We start from the raw sequence: 15,999 nt of genomic DNA, 5'->3' as shown, positions 1-15,999 counted from the left end.
AGGAAGGGACCTGACTCATGGGAGCCCAGCTCCGGGTCTACAAGCGTCGCATCCGATCCGTCACCGCGACCAAGAAGATCACCAAGGCGATGGAGATGATCGCCGCCTCGCGCGTCGTCAAGGCGCAGCGCAAGGTGGCGGCGTCCACGCCGTACGCGCGGGAACTGACCCGCGCGGTCACGGCGGTCGGTACCGGCTCGAACACCAAGCACCCGCTGACCACCCAGGCCGACACGGTCACCCGGTCCGCGGTGCTGCTCCTGACGAGCGACCGTGGTCTCGCCGGTGCCTTCAACTCCAACGCCATCAAGGCGGCGGAGCAGCTGACCGAGCGCCTGGAGCGCGAGGGCAAGCAGGTCGACGTCTACATCGTCGGCCGGCGCGGTGTCGCCCACTACAACTTCCGTGAGCGCAAGATCACGGAGTCGTGGACCGGGTTCACGGACCAGCCGTCGTACGCGGACGCCAAGAAGGTCGCGGCTCCGCTGATCGAGGCCATCGAGACGGAGACGGCCGAGGGCGGCGTGGACGAGCTCCACATCGTCTACACCGAGTTCGTGTCGATGATGACGCAGACGGCGCAGGACGCGCGCCTGCTGCCGCTCAGCCTCGACGAGGTCGCGCAGGAGGCGCCGAAGGGCGAGATCCTCCCCCTGTACGACTTCGAGCCCTCGGCGGAGGACGTCCTGGACGCCCTGCTGCCGCGGTACGTGGAAAGCCGTATCTACAACGCGCTGCTCCAGTCGGCCGCTTCGAAGCACGCCGCCACCCGGCGCGCGATGAAGTCGGCCACCGACAACGCCGGCGACCTCATCGAGAACCTCACCCGGCTTGCCAACCAGGCCCGCCAGGCCGAAATCACCCAGGAAATCAGCGAGATCGTCGGAGGCGCGAGCGCCCTGGCCGACGCGACCGCGGGGAGTGACTACTAATGACCACCACTGTTGAGACCGCGACGGCTACGGGCCGCGTCGCCCGGGTCATCGGCCCGGTCGTCGACGTGGAGTTCCCCGTCGACGCGATGCCGGAGATCTACAACGCCCTCCACGTCGAGGTCTCCGACCCGGCGAACGCCGGCGAGAAGAAGATCCTGACCATGGAGGTCGCCCAGCACCTGGGCGACGGCCTGGTCCGCGCCATCTCCATGCAGCCCACCGACGGCCTGGTCCGTCAGGCCCCGGTGACCGACACCGGCTCGGGCATCACCGTCCCGGTCGGCGACTTCACCAAGGGCAAGGTGTTCAACACCCTCGGTGAGGTGCTGAACTCCGACGAGACCTACGACGGCGAGCGCTGGTCCATCCACCGCAAGGCCCCCGCCTTCGACCAGCTCGAGTCCAAGACCGAGATGTTCGAGACCGGCCTGAAGGTCGTCGACCTGCTGACCCCGTACGTCAAGGGCGGCAAGATCGGTCTGTTCGGTGGTGCCGGTGTCGGCAAGACCGTGCTGATCCAGGAAATGATCATGCGTGTCGCCAACCTCCACGAGGGCGTCTCCGTCTTCGCGGGCGTCGGCGAGCGCACCCGTGAGGGCAACGACCTCATCGCGGAGATGGAAGAGTCCGGCGTTCTGGACAAGACCGCGCTGGTCTTCGGTCAGATGGACGAGCCCCCGGGTACCCGTCTGCGCGTGGCCCTGGCCGGTCTGACCATGGCGGAGTACTTCCGCGATGTGCAGAAGCAGGACGTGCTGTTCTTCATCGACAACATCTTCCGCTTCACCCAGGCCGGTTCCGAGGTGTCCACCCTGCTCGGCCGTATGCCGTCCGCGGTGGGTTACCAGCCGAACCTGGCGGACGAGATGGGTCAGCTCCAGGAGCGGATCACTTCGACGCGTGGTCACTCGATCACCTCGATGCAGGCGATCTACGTCCCCGCGGACGACCTGACCGACCCGGCCCCGGCCACCACCTTCGCCCACCTCGACGCGACGACGGTGCTCTCCCGTCCGATCTCGGAGAAGGGCATCTACCCGGCCGTGGACCCGCTGGACTCCACGTCCCGCATCCTGGACCCGCGCTACATCGCGCAGGACCACTACGACGCCGCCATGCGCGTCAAGACGATCCTGCAGAAGTACAAGGACCTCCAGGACATCATCGCGATCCTCGGTATCGACGAGCTGGGCGAGGAGGACAAGCTCGTCGTCCACCGTGCCCGTCGCGTGGAGCGCTTCCTGTCCCAGAACACCCACGCCGCCAAGCAGTTCACCGGCGTGGACGGTTCGGACGTGCCGCTGGAAGAGTCGATCGCCGCGTTCAACTCGATCTGCGACGGTGAGTACGACCACTTCCCGGAGCAGGCGTTCTTCATGTGCGGTGGTCTCGAGGACCTGCGCAAGAACGCGAAGGAGCTGGGCGTCTCCTGAGCGAGCGCCTCTTGGGTGAGAGGGGTGGAGCGGCGCCACGCGGGCTTGCCTTGCGGGGTGCGGTCCGCCCCTCTCATCACGCCTACTAGAATTAGACCTACACCCGGCACTACCGCCGGGTGGTGACCCGAGGAGCCACCCTTGGCTGCTGAGCTGCACGTCGCGCTGGTCGCGGCCGACCGAGAGGTCTGGTCCGGCGAGGCCACCCTGGTCGTCGCGCGCACCACGTCCGGCGACATCGGCGTCATGCCCGGTCACCAGCCGCTGCTCGGTGTGCTGGAGTCGGGCCCGGTGACCATCCGTACGAGTGATGGTGGAACGGTCGTCGCCGCGGTGCACGGCGGTTTCATCTCGTTCGCGGACAACAAGCTGTCGCTGCTGGCCGAGATCGCCGAGCTGTCGGACGAGATCGATGTCCAGCGCGCCGAGCGAGAGCTCGAACGCGCGAAGGCGGAGGGCGATGCCACCGCCGAGCGGCGCGCAGACGTACGACTGCGTGCGGCGGCGGCGAGCTGACACTGCTCACCGTGTGATGACGTCACTCAGCCGCGGCTGGAACCGGAGCGATCCGGTACCAGCCGCGGCTGAGGCGAATATGGGTGTTTTTTCCATTCCGTTACCGAGGAGACGAGGAGGTCGGTGCCGATGGTCCTCGCTCTGACTGTGTGCGGAATTGTCGTCGCCCTCGTGGTGGTGGGGCTGTTCGTCTTCGGCCTGCGCCGCAGGCTCATCCAGCGCTCCGGCGGCACCTTCGACTGCTCCCTGCGCTGGGACGTCCCGGAGAAGACCGACACCAGCGGCAAGGGCTGGAGCTACGGCGTCGCCCGCTACAACGGCGACCGCGTCGAGTGGTACCGCGTCTTCTCGTACGCCTACCGCCCCCGCCGCACCCTGGAGCGCGCCGCGATCGAGGTCGCCGGCCGCCGCCTCCCCGAGGGCGAGGAGGAGCTGGCGCTGCTCTCCGACGCGGTGATCCTCACCTGTCTGCACCGGGGCACGCGCCTGGAACTCGCGATGAGCGAAGACGCGCTGACCGGTTTTCTCGCGTGGCTTGAGGCAGCCCCGCCCGGTCAGCGCGTCAATGTTGCTTAGCGCTCTTACAGGTTGTTGTTGATCGCGGTCAGCAGCTCGCCATTGCTGGTGTCACCGCTGAACTCCCAGAAGAACGCGCCGCCGAGGCCCTGGTTCTTGGCCCAGGTCATCTTTGCGGCGATCGTCGACGGGGTGTCGTAGGACCACCAGTTGTTGCCGCAGTGCGCGTAGGCGGTGCCGGCGATGGTGCCATTGGCGGGGCAGGAGTTCTTGAGCACCTTGTAGTCCTCGATGCCCGCCTCGTACGTTCCCGGGGCCGCGCCCGTCGCCGTGCCGCCGGGGGCGGACTGGGTGACGCCGGTCCAGCCGCGGCCGTAGAAGCCGATGCCGAGGAGCAGCTTGGCTGAGGGGACGCCCTTGGCCTTGAGCTTGGCGATCGCGTCGGCGGAGTTGAAGCCCGCGGCCGGGATGCCGGAGTACGAGGTCAGGGGCGAGTGCGGAGCGGTCGGGCCGTCCGCGTCGAAGGCGCCGAAGTAGTCGTACGTCATCACGTTGTACCAGTCGAGCGAGGCCGCGGCGCCGCCGTAGTCGGCCAAGTCGAGCTTGCCGCCGGAGGAGCCGTCGCCGGTGATGGCGGCGGTGACGAGGTAGTTGGAGCCGAACTCCGTGCGCAGCGCCGACATGAGGTTCCTGAAGGCCGCCGGTCCGCTGGTGTCGCAGGTCAGGCCGCAGGCGTTCGGGTACTCCCAGTCGATGTCGATGCCGTCGAAGACGTCGGCCCAGCGCGGGTCCTCGACGACGGCCTTGCAGGACTTGGCGAACGCGGCCGGGTTCTGTGCGGCCTGGCCGAAGCCGCCGGAGTAGGTCCAGCCGCCGAAGGAGTACAGCACCTTGATGTGCGGGTACTTGGCCTTGAGCTGGCGGAGCTGGTTGAAGTTGCCGCGCAGCGGCTGGTCCCAGGTGTCGGCGGTGCCGCTGACGGACTGGTCGGCGGTGTAGGCCTTGTCGTAGGCGGCGTAGGTGTCGTCGACGGTGCACTGGCCGTTCTTGACGTTGCCGAACGCGTAGTTGATGTGCGTGATCTTGGACGCCGAACCCGAGGTCACCAGGTTCTTGACGTGGTAGTTGCGGCCGTAGACGCCCCACTCGGTGAAGTAGCCGAGCTTGACCTTGTCGCCGGTCGGCGGGGGTTCCGTGGTGCCGCCGGTGGTGCGGACCGCGCGGGCGCCGGAGACCGGGCCGGTCTGGTCGGCGGAGTCGCGGGCCTGGACGGTGTAGGAGTAGTCGGTGCCGGCGGTCAGACCGGTGTCGGTGTACGACGTCGAGGTCACCGTCGCGACCTTGGTGCCGCCGCGCAGGACGTCGTAGTTCTTGATGCCCTTGTCGTCGGTGGCCGCGCTCCAGCTCAGTTTCACCGAGGTGTTGGTGATGTCGGAGGCGGTCGGGGTGCCGGGGGCGGACGGCGGGTTGTCGCCGGGGACCGTGGGGCCGCCGTCACAACTGCCGCTGTTCAGCTTGCAGTTGGCGGGGGCGCCGGAGCCTTTGCCGTTGAAGCCGAAGGAGATGGAGGCGCCGGGGGAGAGGGTGCCGTTCCAGGACTTGTTCTTGGCGGTCCAGTGGGTGCCGGAGGAGGTGACGTCGGCGTCCCAGGCCGAGGTGACGGACGTGCCGGAGGGGAAGTCCCACTCGACGGTCCAGGAGTTGATGGTGGTGTCGCCGGTGTTCTTGACGGTCCACTTGCCCTCGAAGCCGGTGCCCCAGTCCTGGGTCTTGGCGTAGGTGGCGGTGGCGGAGGTGGCCGCCTGGGCCGGGCTTGCGAGGCCGACCAGGCCGGCGAGGGGAAGCAGCAGGGTCGCGAACCCTGCCACGGCTCTGTGTCTGAAGCGCATCGTGCGCCTCCTCAGGGGGTGTTGGGGGCGGGACTGAGCCTTCACGCCCACGGTGCCGCGAGAATAGAAAGGTCTGGACCACAGGTCAATAGGTCCAGACCAGTTGCTCTTGAGCGGTTCGTGAGCGGTGACCGGGTCCCGCTAGATCCCCAACTCCTGCGCCAGCACCGCCGCTTGCACCCGGCTGCGCAGCTCCAGCTTCCCCAGCAGCCTGCTGACGTGCGTCTTCACGGTCGCCTCCGCCATGTCTAGGCGGCTTGCGATCTCGGCGTTCGACAGTCCCTCGCCGAGACAGGACAGCACCTCGCGCTCGCGCTGGGTGAGGGTGTCCAGTGCCGCCGGTTCGGGCTTCGGCTCCTGTGCGGGGCGGGCGGCGAACTCGGCGATCAGGCGCCGGGTGACGGCCGGGGCGACGATGCCCTCGCCGCGCGCGACCGTCCGTACCGCGGCCAGGAGATCCTTGGCGTCGGTGTTCTTGAGCAGAAAGCCGGACGCGCCCGCCCGCAACGCCCCGAAGACATACTCGTCGAGGTCGAAGGTGGTCAGGACCAGCACATCCGCCAGCCCCTCCGCGACGACCTGCCGGGTCGCCGACACCCCGTCCAGGCGCGGCATCTGGACATCCATCAGCACCAGGTCCGGCCGAAGTTCACGGGCCCGCGCCACCGCTTGCTCGCCGTCCGCCGCCTCGCCGACCACCTCGATGTCGGGCGCGCTGCGGAGGATGAGGACGAGACCGGCGCGGACGGCGGACTGGTCCTCGGCGACGAGCACACGGATCATTCGGGGTCTCCTTGCGGATGGTCGGTGACGGGGAGGGTGGCGCGTACGGCCCAGATCTTGCCGTCCGCGGAGTCCTCGGGGCCTGCCTCGAACGTGCCGCCCAGCAGGGCCGTCCGCTCCCGCATGCCGACGAGTCCGGCGCCGGAGCCGGGGGCACGGGGGCCGTCCTGCCGGCCGTCCGGGCTGATCACGGCGATGGCCAGCGAGCCGTCCCGCTGCTTCAGGGCGACCGTGACCCGGCCGGGTCCGGCGTGCTTGAGGGCGTTGGTCAGGCACTCCTGGACGATGCGGTACGCCGCCAGCTCCACCGGGGCGGGGAGGGAGTCGGCGTGCTCGGTGTCGAGGACGGCGTCGAGGCCGTTGGCGCGGGCGCCCTCGACCAGCGCGCCGAGCCCGTCGAGCGTCGGGGCCGCGGCCGGTTCCAGGTCGCCGCTGTCGTCGCGCAGGATGCCGATCAGCCGCCGCATCTCGGCGAGGCCCTCGACGCTGTTCTCGCGGATGACGGCCAAGGCGTCGTTGGTCGTCTTCGGGTCGTCCAGGGAGAGCGCCGCGGTGGAGTGGATGGCGATCGCGGAGAGATGGTTGGCGACCATGTCGTGCAGCTCGCGGGCCATCCGGGCGCGCTCGGCGGTGATCGCCTGGGTGCGGTCCATCTCGGCGAGCAGCGCGGTCTGCTCGGCACGCAGCCGGGCTGCCTCGGCGGCGTCGCGGTGGTTGCGGACGATCCAGCCGGTGGCGGCGGGGGTGTACGCCACCAGGCCGACGACCACGCCGACCAGCAGCGCCTCGGGCTTGCGCCAGGCGGCGAGGGGCACCACCGTCCACACCGCGGTCATCACGCCGGTGGTCCACAGCACACGGCGTGCGGCGACAGGCGGGCTGTACAGGACGGCCGCGTAGACCAGGTCCGTGAACATCACCACGGTGACCAGGTTGCCCTGGGTGATGGTGTCGACGGTGAGCGCGGCGACGCCGATCAGCAGGACCGTACGCGGACAGGTGCGGCGCAGCAGCTCGCAGCACGCCATCACGACGAGCGGCACCAGGATGGGCCAGCGTCCGTCCCAGAGGATGATCGGATCCCTGGGCCCTCGGACGCCGAGGCCCACTCCCCAGATCAGCAGCCCACCGAGCAGGCCCGCGCAGGCGATACGCACGTCGTCCGGGTGCGGGCGGGGGAGCGGGGCGGCCATGACTCCATCCAACACGGCGCCGCGCTCCGGCGCCTGATCCCCGGGAACGGTCCGGCACTGCATCTTTCGATGTAGGGGGAGTTCGTCACCGACGACGACGAAACGACACCGGCCCGCCGGGAGCCTTGGAGGGTGACCGAAGGGAGTGAGCAGTGGTCGTCGCGTTGATCATCGCCTGTGAGGTCGGGTTCTGGGTGCTCCTCGCCCTGGGCCTGGCAGTCCGCTATCTGCTGAAGTGGCGCCGTACGAGTGTGGTGCTGCTGCTGTGCGAGCCCGTGCTGGAGCTGGTCCTGTTCGTCGTGACGGCGATCGACCTGAAGAACGGCGCCGAGCCCAGCTGGGAACACGGCCTGGCGGTGCTCTACATCGGCTACACCGTCGCGTTCGGCCACTACACGATCCGCTGGCTCGACGGCCACGCCGCCCATCGCCTGGGCGGCGGCCCGCCCCCGCGGAAGCCGCCGCGCTACGGCCGCGCCCGCGCCCGGCACGAGGCGAAGCTGTGGCTGCGAGCGGTGTTCGGCGGCGCGGTGGCACTGGTGCTCCTCCAACTCGCCGTCTGGTACGTCGGCGACTCCGGAGACGTCAGCTCCCTGCGCAGCTTCCAGTGGGTGGCCGTGCGGACGATCGGCATCTACGGCCTGATCGCCCTGTCCTACACGGTCTGGCCACGGAAGGAACCGGCGTCAGCGCTCCCCGCCCGGGACCCACAGCACGTCCCCGACGCCCTTGTTGGCCGTCCGGGCAAGGATGCTGCATCTCCCGGGGGACACTCCAACTGATTGCCGCTGCGCGGCGGGCCGGACCCCCGGCCGGAGGGCGTTTCCTCAGCGTTCGCCGCCGGGGACCCACAAGACGTCTCCCGCGCCCTTGTTCGCGGTCCGCGCAAGGATGAAGAGCAGGTCCGACAGCCGGTTGAGGTAGGTCGCGGTGAGCGGGTTCATGACCTCTCCGTGCACCTCCAGCGCGGCCCACGTCGACCGCTCCGCCCGCCGTACGACCGTGCAGGCCTGGTGGAGCAGGGCCGCGCCCGGGGTGCCGCCGGGGAGGATGAAGGACCGCAGCTTCTCCAGCCGCTCGTTGAAGCGGTCGCAGTCCGCCTCCAGCTTGTCGATGTAGAACTGCTCGACGCGCAGGGGCGGGAACTCCGGCTTCTCGACGACGGGCGTGGAGAGGTCGGCCCCGACGTCGAACAGGTCGTTCTGCACGCGGGTGAGGACCTTGACGATCTCCTCGTCCAGACCGCCCAGGGCGATCGCCGTCCCGATCACCGCGTTCGCCTCATTGGCGTCGGCGTACGCCGAGATCCGCAGATCGGTCTTGGCGACCCGGCTCATGTCACCGAGGGCGGTGGTGCCCTGGTCGCCGGTCCTGGTGTAAATGCGCGTCAGATTGACCATATGGCCAGCGTAGTTACAAGTCGGCGGTAATCCACGGTGTGATGTGCGTCAGTAGACACGTGACGCGCGTTACTAACCGATCACACAGTGCCCTCACTGCCGCTAGGGTCCGCCCGAGAGGCATAAATAAAGAGGCTGTGAGCATTCAAAGGGGAGTCGCACAGTGGCACGGAAGCTTGCCGTCATCGGCGCCGGCTTGATGGGTTCCGGTATCGCCCAGGTCTCCGCGCAGGCCGGCTGGGACGTCGTTCTGCGCGATGTCACCGATGAGGCGCTGAAGCGGGGCACCGACGGGATCAAGGCGTCGTACGACAAGTTCGTGAGCAAGGGCAAGCTGGAGGCGCACGACGCCGACGCGGCCCTCGCCCGGATCACCGCGACCACCGATCTGGACGCCGCCGCGGACGCTGACATCGTCGTCGAGGCCGTCTTCGAGAAGCTGGAAGTCAAGCACGAGATCTTCCGCGCGCTTGACAAGCTGGTGAAGGACGACGCCGTCCTCGCCTCCAACACCTCCGCCATCCCGATCACCAAGATCGCGGCCGTGACGGAGCGCCCGGAGCGGGTCGTCGGCACGCACTTCTTCTCGCCGGTGCCGATGATGCAGCTGTGCGAGCTGGTCCGCGGGTACAAGACGAGCGACGAAACCCTCGCCACCGCACGGGAGTTCGCCGAGTCCGTCGGCAAGACCTGCATCGTCGTCAACCGGGACGTCGCCGGGTTCGTGACCACCCGTCTCATCTCCGCCCTCGTCGTCGAGGCCGCGAAGTTGTACGAGTCGGGCGTCGCGACCGCCGAGGACATCGACCTCGCCTGCAAGCTGGGCTTCGGCCACGCGATGGGACCGCTGGCCACCGCCGATCTGACAGGCGTCGACATCCTGCTGCACGCCACCAGCAACATCTACACCGAGTCCCAGGACGAGAAGTTCGCCCCGCCCGAGTTGATGCGCCGGATGGTTGACGCCGGTGACATCGGGCGCAAGAGCGGGCAGGGCTTCTACAAGCACTGAAACCGCACATGCCCCTGGAGCATCACTCCGTGGGGTGAATTCGGTATCGGTTCGCTTACAGATGGCAACCTCTGACCACTTCACACAGTCAGAGGTTGCATCACCGGGCATCACCACGCGGAGACATCAGACGCACCACGGGGAGCGCATATGTTCATCAGGGGCGACCACGCCGAGCTGGTCGTCGGGGGCCGCCTCGACGTCCGCAGCGCGGCGGACGCCCGTACGGTCCTGCACTCGGCCGTCGACGACGGAGTCGGCGATCTGGTACTGGACCTGTCCGAGCTGGACTCCTGGGACGCCACCGGACTCGGTGTGATCATGGGGGCCCACCGACGGGCCGGCCGCTGCGGCCGGCGCCTGGTGCTGCGCGACGTACCGCCGCAGATGCAGCGCCTGCTGGTGGCGACCCGGCTGCACCGGATCCTGGCGATCGAGGGCGGCATCGGGGTGGAGTCGCTGCCCCGCGTGTGACACCCGGCGTGAGTGGGACGCAGCGGGTCGGACGTTCCGGTTGCGAAACGTACGACGCGCACAATCCTCACGAGACTGCGACGTCTCGGACGGCGCGGTACCCCGGGCTGTCGTAGATACTGTGCGAAGGTTTAGGGTTCGGTCGCCCGCTGCCAGACATCCCTTCGAGCGGGCCCGGACCAGAAGCGACAGCGCGGTGTGCAACAGGCCGGGAGGGGCCGGTGCCGGCACACGACGCTTTTGGGGGGCTTGGAACCTATGGACTCGAACAACCGGGGACCCGAGGAATACGGCCGCGACGGCGACGGCGAGACGCCGCCCCAGCGCCAGCCCAGGGAATCCCTCTCACCAGACTTCGGACAGCACTCACCCGCACTCGCCCGCACCGTGCAACTCGTGTCGGGCGACTTCCTGCTCACCGTCAATCCCGTCGACGGCAGCGAGATCGAGGCCTGCCCGCCGGGCGAGCGGCCCAGGCGGCCCGCCAAGTTCACCGCGGCCGAGCGCGCCGAGGTGGACCGCGCGGCCAAGCCGCCCGTACCGCCCGGTCCCAGCCGGCCCGCACTACCGCTGCTGGCCCGCCAGGAGGAACGCGAGCGGCTCGTACGGCTGCTCGCCCGCGGCCGCTCCGTACGGCTCACCGGCGCCGCCGGCTCCGGCCGCACCGCCCTGCTCGACGTGGTCGCCGAGGACTGCGCGGACCTCGCCCCCGACGGCGTCGTCCGCCTCAACGGCAACCACCGCACGCCGGGCGACCTGCTCCACGACCTCTTCTACGCCGTCTACGACGCGCCGCTGCACCGCCCGGACCGGGACGAACTGCGCGAACTCCTCCGGGAGATCGGCGCGGTCGTCGTCCTGGACGACATCGAGTTCGGCGGCGCCGCGCTCGACGAACTGCTGGACGCGACCCCGGAGTGCGCCTTCCTGATCGGCGCCACCCCGGACGTGCCCGCGCCCTCCGCCGACTCGGCCGTCGAGGAGGTCTTCCTCAGCGGCCTCGACCGCGCGGGCGGGGTGGAACTGCTCGAGCAGGCCGTCGGCCGCGTGCTCACCGAGGACGAGGCGAACTGGGCCGGCGACCTCTGGTTCGAGTCCGAGGGGCTGCCGCTGCGCTTCGTCCAGGCGGGTGCCCTGCTGCGCCAGCGCGACCGGCTGCGGTCCAGCGCCGACACCTTCGACGAGTTCGGTGTCTTCCAGGACGCCCCGGTCGACGCGCCCTTCGAGGCCGGCGACGGTCATGACGTACCGCTGCCGTCGCTCGCCGAGGGAGCCGCGCCCGCCGCGCTGCTCGCCTCCCGGCTGAGCGAATCGGCGCGGGCCACCCTGCGGTTCGCCGTCGCGCTCGGCGGCGAGGTGCCGCACCAGGCGCATCTGCCCGCCCTGGTCGGCGACACCCACGCGGACGCCGCCCTCGGCGAGCTGCTGAGCTGTGCGCTGGTCTCCCCGGTCGGCTCCCGCTACCGGCTGGCCGCCGGGGTGCAGACCCAGCTGGAGGCCGTCGGATACGGCGACGACGTACCGGCCCGCGCCCTCACCGCCGCCCAGCACTACGCCTGGTGGGCCGGACATCCCTCGGTCACCCCGGAGCGGGTGTGCGCCGAGGCGGACGCCGTGCTCGCCGCCCTCGGCGTCCTCGCACCGGTGACCACGCCCCCGGCGGAGGGGGAGGAGAGCGTCACCGTGCAGCTGGCCCGCACGGCCGCGCCCGCGTTCGCCGCGGGGCTGCACTGGAGCGCCTGGGAGCGGGCCCTGCGCCACGGCTCCGAGGCGTCCCGGCTCACCGGCGAGGTGTCCGGACAGGCCTACTTCCAGCACGAGTTGGGCATCCTCGCGCTCTGCGCGGGACAGCTCGACCGGGCCCGCGCCGAGCTGGAGGCCTCGATCGGCCTGCGCGGCGCACTCGCCGACAAGCGCGGCACCGTCGCAGGGCGCCGCGCCCTCGCCCTGGTCGCGGACCGCTCCGGCACGCCGATCGGTGTCGCCGCCACGGCCGGGGAGGAGGTGCCGGACGCCCGCTACGAGGAGTCGCAGTCACCGCCCGGTGGCACCCCGGCGGCGTTCCCCCCGCTCCAGCCGCCCGCCTCCGACCCCGCGACCCTCGTCACCCACCGCTCCCCATCCGGCCCGGCGGCACACAAGGGCCGCGGCGGCCTCCGCGGCCTCGCCCGGCGCAACCTCGTGGCCGCCGGTGCGGGCGCGCTCCTCGCGGCCGTCCTCGGCACGGTGGTGACCCTCGGCGCCACATCCGACAACGACCCCACCACCCCGTCCAACGAGGTCGGCCCCAACCCGTCCGCCAGCCAGGGCACCGGCGACGACAGCCTCGGCGCCGACAAGGCGGACAACGGCGACGACAACAACGAGTCCGGTGACGTCGGCGCGGCTACCAGCAGCCCGACCGATCCGACGCCGACGGACACGGGTGCGGGCACGGACGAGCCTTCGGGCGATCCGAGCGGGACGAAGAAGCCGGGAGGGGGCGGCAATACGTCGCCGTCGCCGACGAAGACGCCGTCCAACACACCCACTTCAAAGCCGACGACGCCCACGCCAACGCCGACCCCGACACCGACCGAGTCCGAGTCGTCCAGCCCGACTCCGACTCCGACCCCGTCCGTGACGCCGCCCGACCCCCCGTCCAACTCCACCACCGCCAGTTCCAGCGCCCCCGCCGAGACCACCAGCTCGGCCGGCGCCCCGGAAACCAGCGAGGCAAGCAGCCCCAGCAGTTCGGTCGACGGCATCTGACGTTCCGCAGCACACGCAGCACAAAAGGGCCGGGTCCGTCACACACGGACCCGGCCCTCGTCGTCGTAGAACCCTTAGAACAGCCGCAGCTTGTCGTCCTCGATGCCCCGCATCGCGTCGTAGTCCAGGACCTGGCAGCCGATGCCGCGGTCGGTGGCGAGGACGCGGGCCTGGGGCTTGATCTCCTGGGCGGCGAAGATGCCGCGGACCGGGGCGAGATGGGGGTCGCGGTTGAGGAGTTCCAGGTAGCGGGTGAGCTGTTCCACGCCGTCGATCTCGCCGCGCCGCTTGATCTCGACCGCGACGGTCTGGCCGTCGGCGTCGCGGCAGAGGATGTCGACGGGGCCGATGGCCGTCATGTACTCGCGGCGGATCAGGGTGTAGCCCTCGCCGAGGGTGTCGATGCGGTCGGCGAGCAGTTCCTGAAGGTGTGCTTCCACGCCGTCCTTGATCAGGCCGGGATCCACGCCCAGTTCGTGCGAGGAGTCATGCAGGACCTCCTCCATGGTGATGATGAGCTTCTCGCCCGCCTTGTTGATGACGGTCCAGACGCCTTCGTCGTCGCCCTCGCCCTCTTTGAGTGTGCAGGGCGGCGACATCCAGTTCAGAGGCTTGTAGGCCCGGTCGTCCGCGTGAATCGAGACGCTGCCGTCCGCCTTCACCAGGATCAGGCGGGGTGCCGAGGGAAGATGGGCGGTGAGCCGGCCCGCGTAGTCGACGGAGCATCGGGCAATGACGAGACGCATGGTCGGCAACGCTACTCGACGGGCGCCGGTGCACGCGATTCGCCCTGGTGTACCCCTGTTCGTTTGTGGCCGATTGTGCGCCTATTGAGGCCGCTCCATGTACGCAATCTGCTGGTGCCGTCACCGTACGTTGCTTACCGTATTAAACGGGAGGTCGCGGTGTGTGTACTCAGCGTGTTCGGTATCGCGAACTCCCTGCCCTGTCCGGCAACCCCTGTGATCCGGGGGTGCGAGAGGAGAACCCATGTCGCTCGACGTCTCACCGGCCCTACTCGAACAGGCCGAGCGAGGCGAGGTCGACGAAGCAGAATTCGTCGACTGCGTCCGGACCTCCCTGCCCTACGCATGGGAGATGATCAGCTCCCTGGTGGCCCAGCTGAAGGTGGACGGCGGTGCGTTCGCCGACAACCAGACGCCCCCGCCGGACGAGCAGGCACGCGGCCAGCTGCTGCGTGCGCTTGCCAGTGACGCGATCCGCGGCGCGCTGCAACGGCACTTCGGTGTCCGGCTGGCCTTCCAGAACTGCCACCGGGTGGCGGTGTTCCCGCTCGACTCCTCGGTCGACGAGAAGCTGGCCCGCTTCACCTCGGTCCGCAGTCAGCTGCTCAATCAGTCGCCGGAGTTCCGGGACTGCTGAGGACGAGCCGCTTTGCTTGCCGCTCCGTACGCGGGAGGTGCATTCAGTACTGGAGCGGCAAGCTCCCCGCCGGGCTGGCCCGTTCACCCGAGGTGCGGGAGCACTTCGGCGCCGAGCCGACGGACGTTCTCCTCGGTGGCCGCGAGGTCCCCCGAGCCTTCGACGAGCAGCGCGAAGCGGGTGATACCGGTCCGCTCGCTGGTCGCCGCGAGGCGGTCGGCGCACAGCCGCGGGGTGCCCACCGGGTGCAGCCCGCAGAGGAGTTCGGTGTAGGCCAGCGGGTCGCGCATCTGCCGCGCACGGCCGTCGACCGTCACATGGGCGTCCAGGCCCTGCTTCAGCCAGCCCGGCATCGCCTTCAGCAGCGTCTCCACCGCTTCGGTACGCCGGTCGGCGATCTGGCAGATGCCGGCGGAGACATGGGCCGCGCCGAGGATCTCGTCCGCCGGCCGCCCGCACGCGCGCGCGTGCCCCCGCCACAGGGCGATCATCTCGGCCTTCTCCTCGTCCCCGACATGCATCCCGAGCAGCATCGGCAGCCCGCGCTCGGCGGCCAGCCGCACGCTCGCCGGTGAGGTGCACGCGAGGACGACCTCGGGGCCCGGGGTGCCGGTCAGGGACTCCGACGGCCTGGGTACGACGGCCACTTCACGGAAGGCGAAGCGGTCCCCGTCCGCCGCCACCGAGGGTTCGCTGAGCCAGCGCAACAGCAGATCGAGTGATTCCGGGTACGCCTTCTCGTACGCCTCCAGGCCCGAGCCGAACACCTCCAGGTCGACCCAGGGCCCGCCGCGCCCGACGCCCAGCGAGAAGCGCCCGCCGCTCGTCATGTGCAGCAGCGCGGCCTGCTCGCCGAGGGCGACGGGGTGGACGGTGGGCAGTACGCTGACCGCCGTGCCGACCCTGAGGCGGTGGGTGCGGCCGAGCAGTAACGCGGCCAGCGTGATCGCCGAGGGGCAGGTGCCGTACGGCACGAAGTGGTGCTCGGCCAGCCATACCGCGTCGAGCCCCGCCTCCTCCGCCACCTCGGCCGAGCGGACCGCGCGGTGCAGCGCCTCCCCCTGACCCTGGCCCGGGAACTGGGCCGCCAACACGAAACTTCCTACGCGCATTGCTTTTTCCTGCTTCCTTGGCTCCGACATGGAGCTCCCCCACCGGGCATAACCGTCTGACACGTGCCGAGGACACGGCTTGGCGAAGAGATTTGCGGATTGTCTGGAGAACGGATCAAGAAACGGGTCGAGTAGGGGTCGGTAGGGGATCGGGAAGGGACGGGCCGGGAGGGCGACTTGCGTGATTGGTCCTCTACGCGTACCCCTGACCGCGCCGCGTAGGCTGTTTGGGCCCGTGCTTCCTGTATAGCCCCGTGAGGTGTTCCGTGTCCCCGCGTCGCAACCGACCCAAGGGCAGTGAGTCGTCCGGCCGGAGCGCCGAGGACGACCGGCCGGGCCGATACGGCGGCTGGGAGTCGAGGGAGAGCTGGCGGGGCGAGGAGTGGAACGTGCGGCACGTGGCCGGGGCCAGTGCGCAGGGCAAGATGTACCGCTGTCCCGGCTGTGACCAGCTGATCCCCTCCGGTGTCCCGCACGTCGTCGCCTGGCCGGACCACTCGGGCGTCGACGAACGCCGCCACTGGCACAAGGCGTGCTGGAACGCGAAGGACCGCCGCACCACACGGGTGCAGCGGTCCAGGAACGCGCCGAAGTTCTGACGG

At 69.8% G+C, this 15,999-nt stretch carries 16 protein-coding genes; 10 read left to right on the top strand and 6 right to left on the bottom strand.

Features of this window, described 5'->3' with window-relative positions; genetic code table 11:
- The first annotated feature begins 17 nt into the window (after positions 1-17).
- The 4 genes from ACTWQO_RS06565 to ACTWQO_RS06550 all read left to right on the top strand — a co-directional run bounded on the left by ACTWQO_RS06565 (position 18) and on the right by ACTWQO_RS06550 (position 3,460).
- Complete coding sequence (locus ACTWQO_RS06565; protein ID WP_443236266.1) at positions 18-932, top strand: F0F1 ATP synthase subunit gamma; 915 nt, start codon at positions 18-20, stop codon at positions 930-932.
- Entirely contained in the window at positions 932-2,368 is a 1,437-nt protein-coding gene (atpD, locus tag ACTWQO_RS06560) for a F0F1 ATP synthase subunit beta (protein ID WP_443236265.1), read from the top strand. Before ACTWQO_RS06565 ends, atpD begins: the two co-directional genes overlap by 1 nt.
- Positions 2,369-2,509: 141 nt before the next feature.
- A complete protein-coding gene (locus ACTWQO_RS06555; protein WP_189942660.1) occupies positions 2,510-2,884 on the top strand; it encodes a F0F1 ATP synthase subunit epsilon in 375 nt (124 codons plus the stop codon).
- A 129-nt stretch (positions 2,885-3,013) separates the two neighbouring features.
- Positions 3,014-3,460 (top strand): DUF2550 domain-containing protein, encoded by a 447-nt coding sequence (locus ACTWQO_RS06550; protein ID WP_443236264.1) that lies wholly within the window; start codon positions 3,014-3,016, stop codon positions 3,458-3,460.
- Between the two features lie 5 nt (positions 3,461-3,465).
- Here the strand turns inward: ACTWQO_RS06550 and ACTWQO_RS06545 are convergent, their stop codons facing one another.
- The 3 genes from ACTWQO_RS06545 to ACTWQO_RS06535 form a co-directional block, all read right to left on the bottom strand.
- Positions 3,466-5,289, bottom strand: a complete 1,824-nt coding sequence (locus ACTWQO_RS06545) for a glycosyl hydrolase family 18 protein (protein ID WP_443236263.1) — start codon at positions 5,287-5,289, stop codon at positions 3,466-3,468.
- A gap of 141 nt (positions 5,290-5,430) precedes the next feature.
- Positions 5,431-6,072: a response regulator gene (locus tag ACTWQO_RS06540; RefSeq protein WP_443236262.1), complete on the bottom strand. Its 642-nt coding sequence runs from the start codon at positions 6,070-6,072 to the stop codon at positions 5,431-5,433.
- Entirely contained in the window at positions 6,069-7,265 is a 1,197-nt protein-coding gene (locus ACTWQO_RS06535; RefSeq protein WP_443236261.1) for a sensor histidine kinase, read from the bottom strand. The genes ACTWQO_RS06540 and ACTWQO_RS06535 overlap by 4 nt, the downstream gene beginning before the upstream one ends.
- 152 nt (positions 7,266-7,417) lie before the next feature.
- Between ACTWQO_RS06535 and ACTWQO_RS06530 the strand changes: the two genes are divergently transcribed.
- On the top strand, positions 7,418-8,047 hold the full coding sequence (locus ACTWQO_RS06530) for a hypothetical protein (protein WP_443236260.1): 630 nt from the start codon (positions 7,418-7,420) through the stop codon (positions 8,045-8,047).
- 45 nt (positions 8,048-8,092) lie between these two features.
- Here the strand turns inward: ACTWQO_RS06530 and ACTWQO_RS06525 are convergent, their stop codons facing one another.
- Positions 8,093-8,665, bottom strand: a complete 573-nt coding sequence (locus ACTWQO_RS06525; protein WP_301984317.1) for a cob(I)yrinic acid a,c-diamide adenosyltransferase — start codon at positions 8,663-8,665, stop codon at positions 8,093-8,095.
- A 163-nt stretch (positions 8,666-8,828) separates the two neighbouring features.
- On the opposite strand from ACTWQO_RS06525, the gene ACTWQO_RS06520 reads away from it, so the two are divergent.
- From ACTWQO_RS06520 to ACTWQO_RS06510, 3 genes are all read left to right on the top strand, one after another.
- The gene (locus ACTWQO_RS06520) at positions 8,829-9,677 is read left to right on the top strand and encodes a 3-hydroxyacyl-CoA dehydrogenase family protein (protein ID WP_301984318.1); all 849 of its coding nucleotides are present in this window, start codon (positions 8,829-8,831) and stop codon (positions 9,675-9,677) included.
- 150 nt (positions 9,678-9,827) lie between these two features.
- On the top strand, positions 9,828-10,151 hold the full coding sequence (locus ACTWQO_RS06515; RefSeq protein WP_155060612.1) for an STAS domain-containing protein: 324 nt from the start codon (positions 9,828-9,830) through the stop codon (positions 10,149-10,151).
- Between the two features lie 258 nt (positions 10,152-10,409).
- Positions 10,410-12,902 carry an ATP-binding protein gene (locus ACTWQO_RS06510; RefSeq protein ID WP_443236259.1) on the top strand — a complete coding sequence of 831 codons (2,493 nt, stop codon included), beginning with the start codon at positions 10,410-10,412 and terminating at the stop codon, positions 12,900-12,902.
- 74 nt (positions 12,903-12,976) lie between these two features.
- Here the strand turns inward: ACTWQO_RS06510 and nucS are convergent, their stop codons facing one another.
- Positions 12,977-13,648 (bottom strand): endonuclease NucS, encoded by a 672-nt coding sequence (gene nucS, locus ACTWQO_RS06505; RefSeq protein WP_210572626.1) that lies wholly within the window; start codon positions 13,646-13,648, stop codon positions 12,977-12,979.
- A gap of 244 nt (positions 13,649-13,892) precedes the next feature.
- Here nucS and ACTWQO_RS06500 point away from each other — a divergent pair, with 244 nt between their 5' ends.
- Positions 13,893-14,285 carry an SCO5389 family protein gene (locus tag ACTWQO_RS06500; RefSeq protein WP_210572627.1) on the top strand — a complete coding sequence of 131 codons (393 nt, stop codon included), beginning with the start codon at positions 13,893-13,895 and terminating at the stop codon, positions 14,283-14,285.
- 83 nt (positions 14,286-14,368) lie between these two features.
- On the opposite strand, the gene ACTWQO_RS06495 is transcribed toward ACTWQO_RS06500, so the two are convergent.
- Positions 14,369-15,397 carry an LLM class flavin-dependent oxidoreductase gene (locus ACTWQO_RS06495; protein ID WP_443236258.1) on the bottom strand — a complete coding sequence of 343 codons (1,029 nt, stop codon included), beginning with the start codon at positions 15,395-15,397 and terminating at the stop codon, positions 14,369-14,371.
- A 266-nt stretch (positions 15,398-15,663) separates the two neighbouring features.
- On the opposite strand from ACTWQO_RS06495, the gene ACTWQO_RS06490 reads away from it, so the two are divergent.
- A complete protein-coding gene (locus ACTWQO_RS06490; protein ID WP_210572632.1) occupies positions 15,664-15,996 on the top strand; it encodes an ATP/GTP-binding protein in 333 nt (110 codons plus the stop codon).
- The last annotated feature ends 3 nt before the right edge of the window (positions 15,997-15,999 follow it).

The organism is Streptomyces sp. 4N124 (assembly GCF_052245395.1).
Classification (GTDB): domain Bacteria; phylum Actinomycetota; class Actinomycetes; order Streptomycetales; family Streptomycetaceae; genus Streptomyces.
The sequence above is the reverse complement of the archived record's forward strand: the minus strand, read 5'-3'. Positions and strand labels throughout refer to the sequence as shown.

Excerpts from the sequence above, each read along its gene's own strand:
- ACTWQO_RS06500 (WP_210572627.1), top strand. The coding sequence starts at position 13,893 with ATGTCGCTCGACGTCTCACCGGCCCTACTCGAACAGGCCGAGCGAGGC.
- ACTWQO_RS06515 (WP_155060612.1), top strand. The coding sequence starts at position 9,828 with ATGTTCATCAGGGGCGACCACGCCGAGCTGGTCGTCGGGGGCCGCCTC.
- atpD (WP_443236265.1), top strand. The coding sequence starts at position 932 with ATGACCACCACTGTTGAGACCGCGACGGCTACGGGCCGCGTCGCCCGG.
- ACTWQO_RS06535 (WP_443236261.1), bottom strand. The coding sequence starts at position 7,265 with ATGGCCGCCCCGCTCCCCCGCCCGCACCCGGACGACGTGCGTATCGCC.
- ACTWQO_RS06525 (WP_301984317.1), bottom strand. The coding sequence starts at position 8,665 with ATGGTCAATCTGACGCGCATTTACACCAGGACCGGCGACCAGGGCACC.
- ACTWQO_RS06565 (WP_443236266.1), top strand. The coding sequence starts at position 18 with ATGGGAGCCCAGCTCCGGGTCTACAAGCGTCGCATCCGATCCGTCACC.
- ACTWQO_RS06495 (WP_443236258.1), bottom strand. The coding sequence starts at position 15,397 with ATGCGCGTAGGAAGTTTCGTGTTGGCGGCCCAGTTCCCGGGCCAGGGT.
- nucS (WP_210572626.1), bottom strand. The coding sequence starts at position 13,648 with ATGCGTCTCGTCATTGCCCGATGCTCCGTCGACTACGCGGGCCGGCTC.
- ACTWQO_RS06550 (WP_443236264.1), top strand. The coding sequence starts at position 3,014 with ATGGTCCTCGCTCTGACTGTGTGCGGAATTGTCGTCGCCCTCGTGGTG.
- ACTWQO_RS06540 (WP_443236262.1), bottom strand. The coding sequence starts at position 6,072 with ATGATCCGTGTGCTCGTCGCCGAGGACCAGTCCGCCGTCCGCGCCGGT.
- ACTWQO_RS06510 (WP_443236259.1), top strand. The coding sequence starts at position 10,410 with ATGGACTCGAACAACCGGGGACCCGAGGAATACGGCCGCGACGGCGAC.
- ACTWQO_RS06545 (WP_443236263.1), bottom strand. The coding sequence starts at position 5,289 with ATGCGCTTCAGACACAGAGCCGTGGCAGGGTTCGCGACCCTGCTGCTT.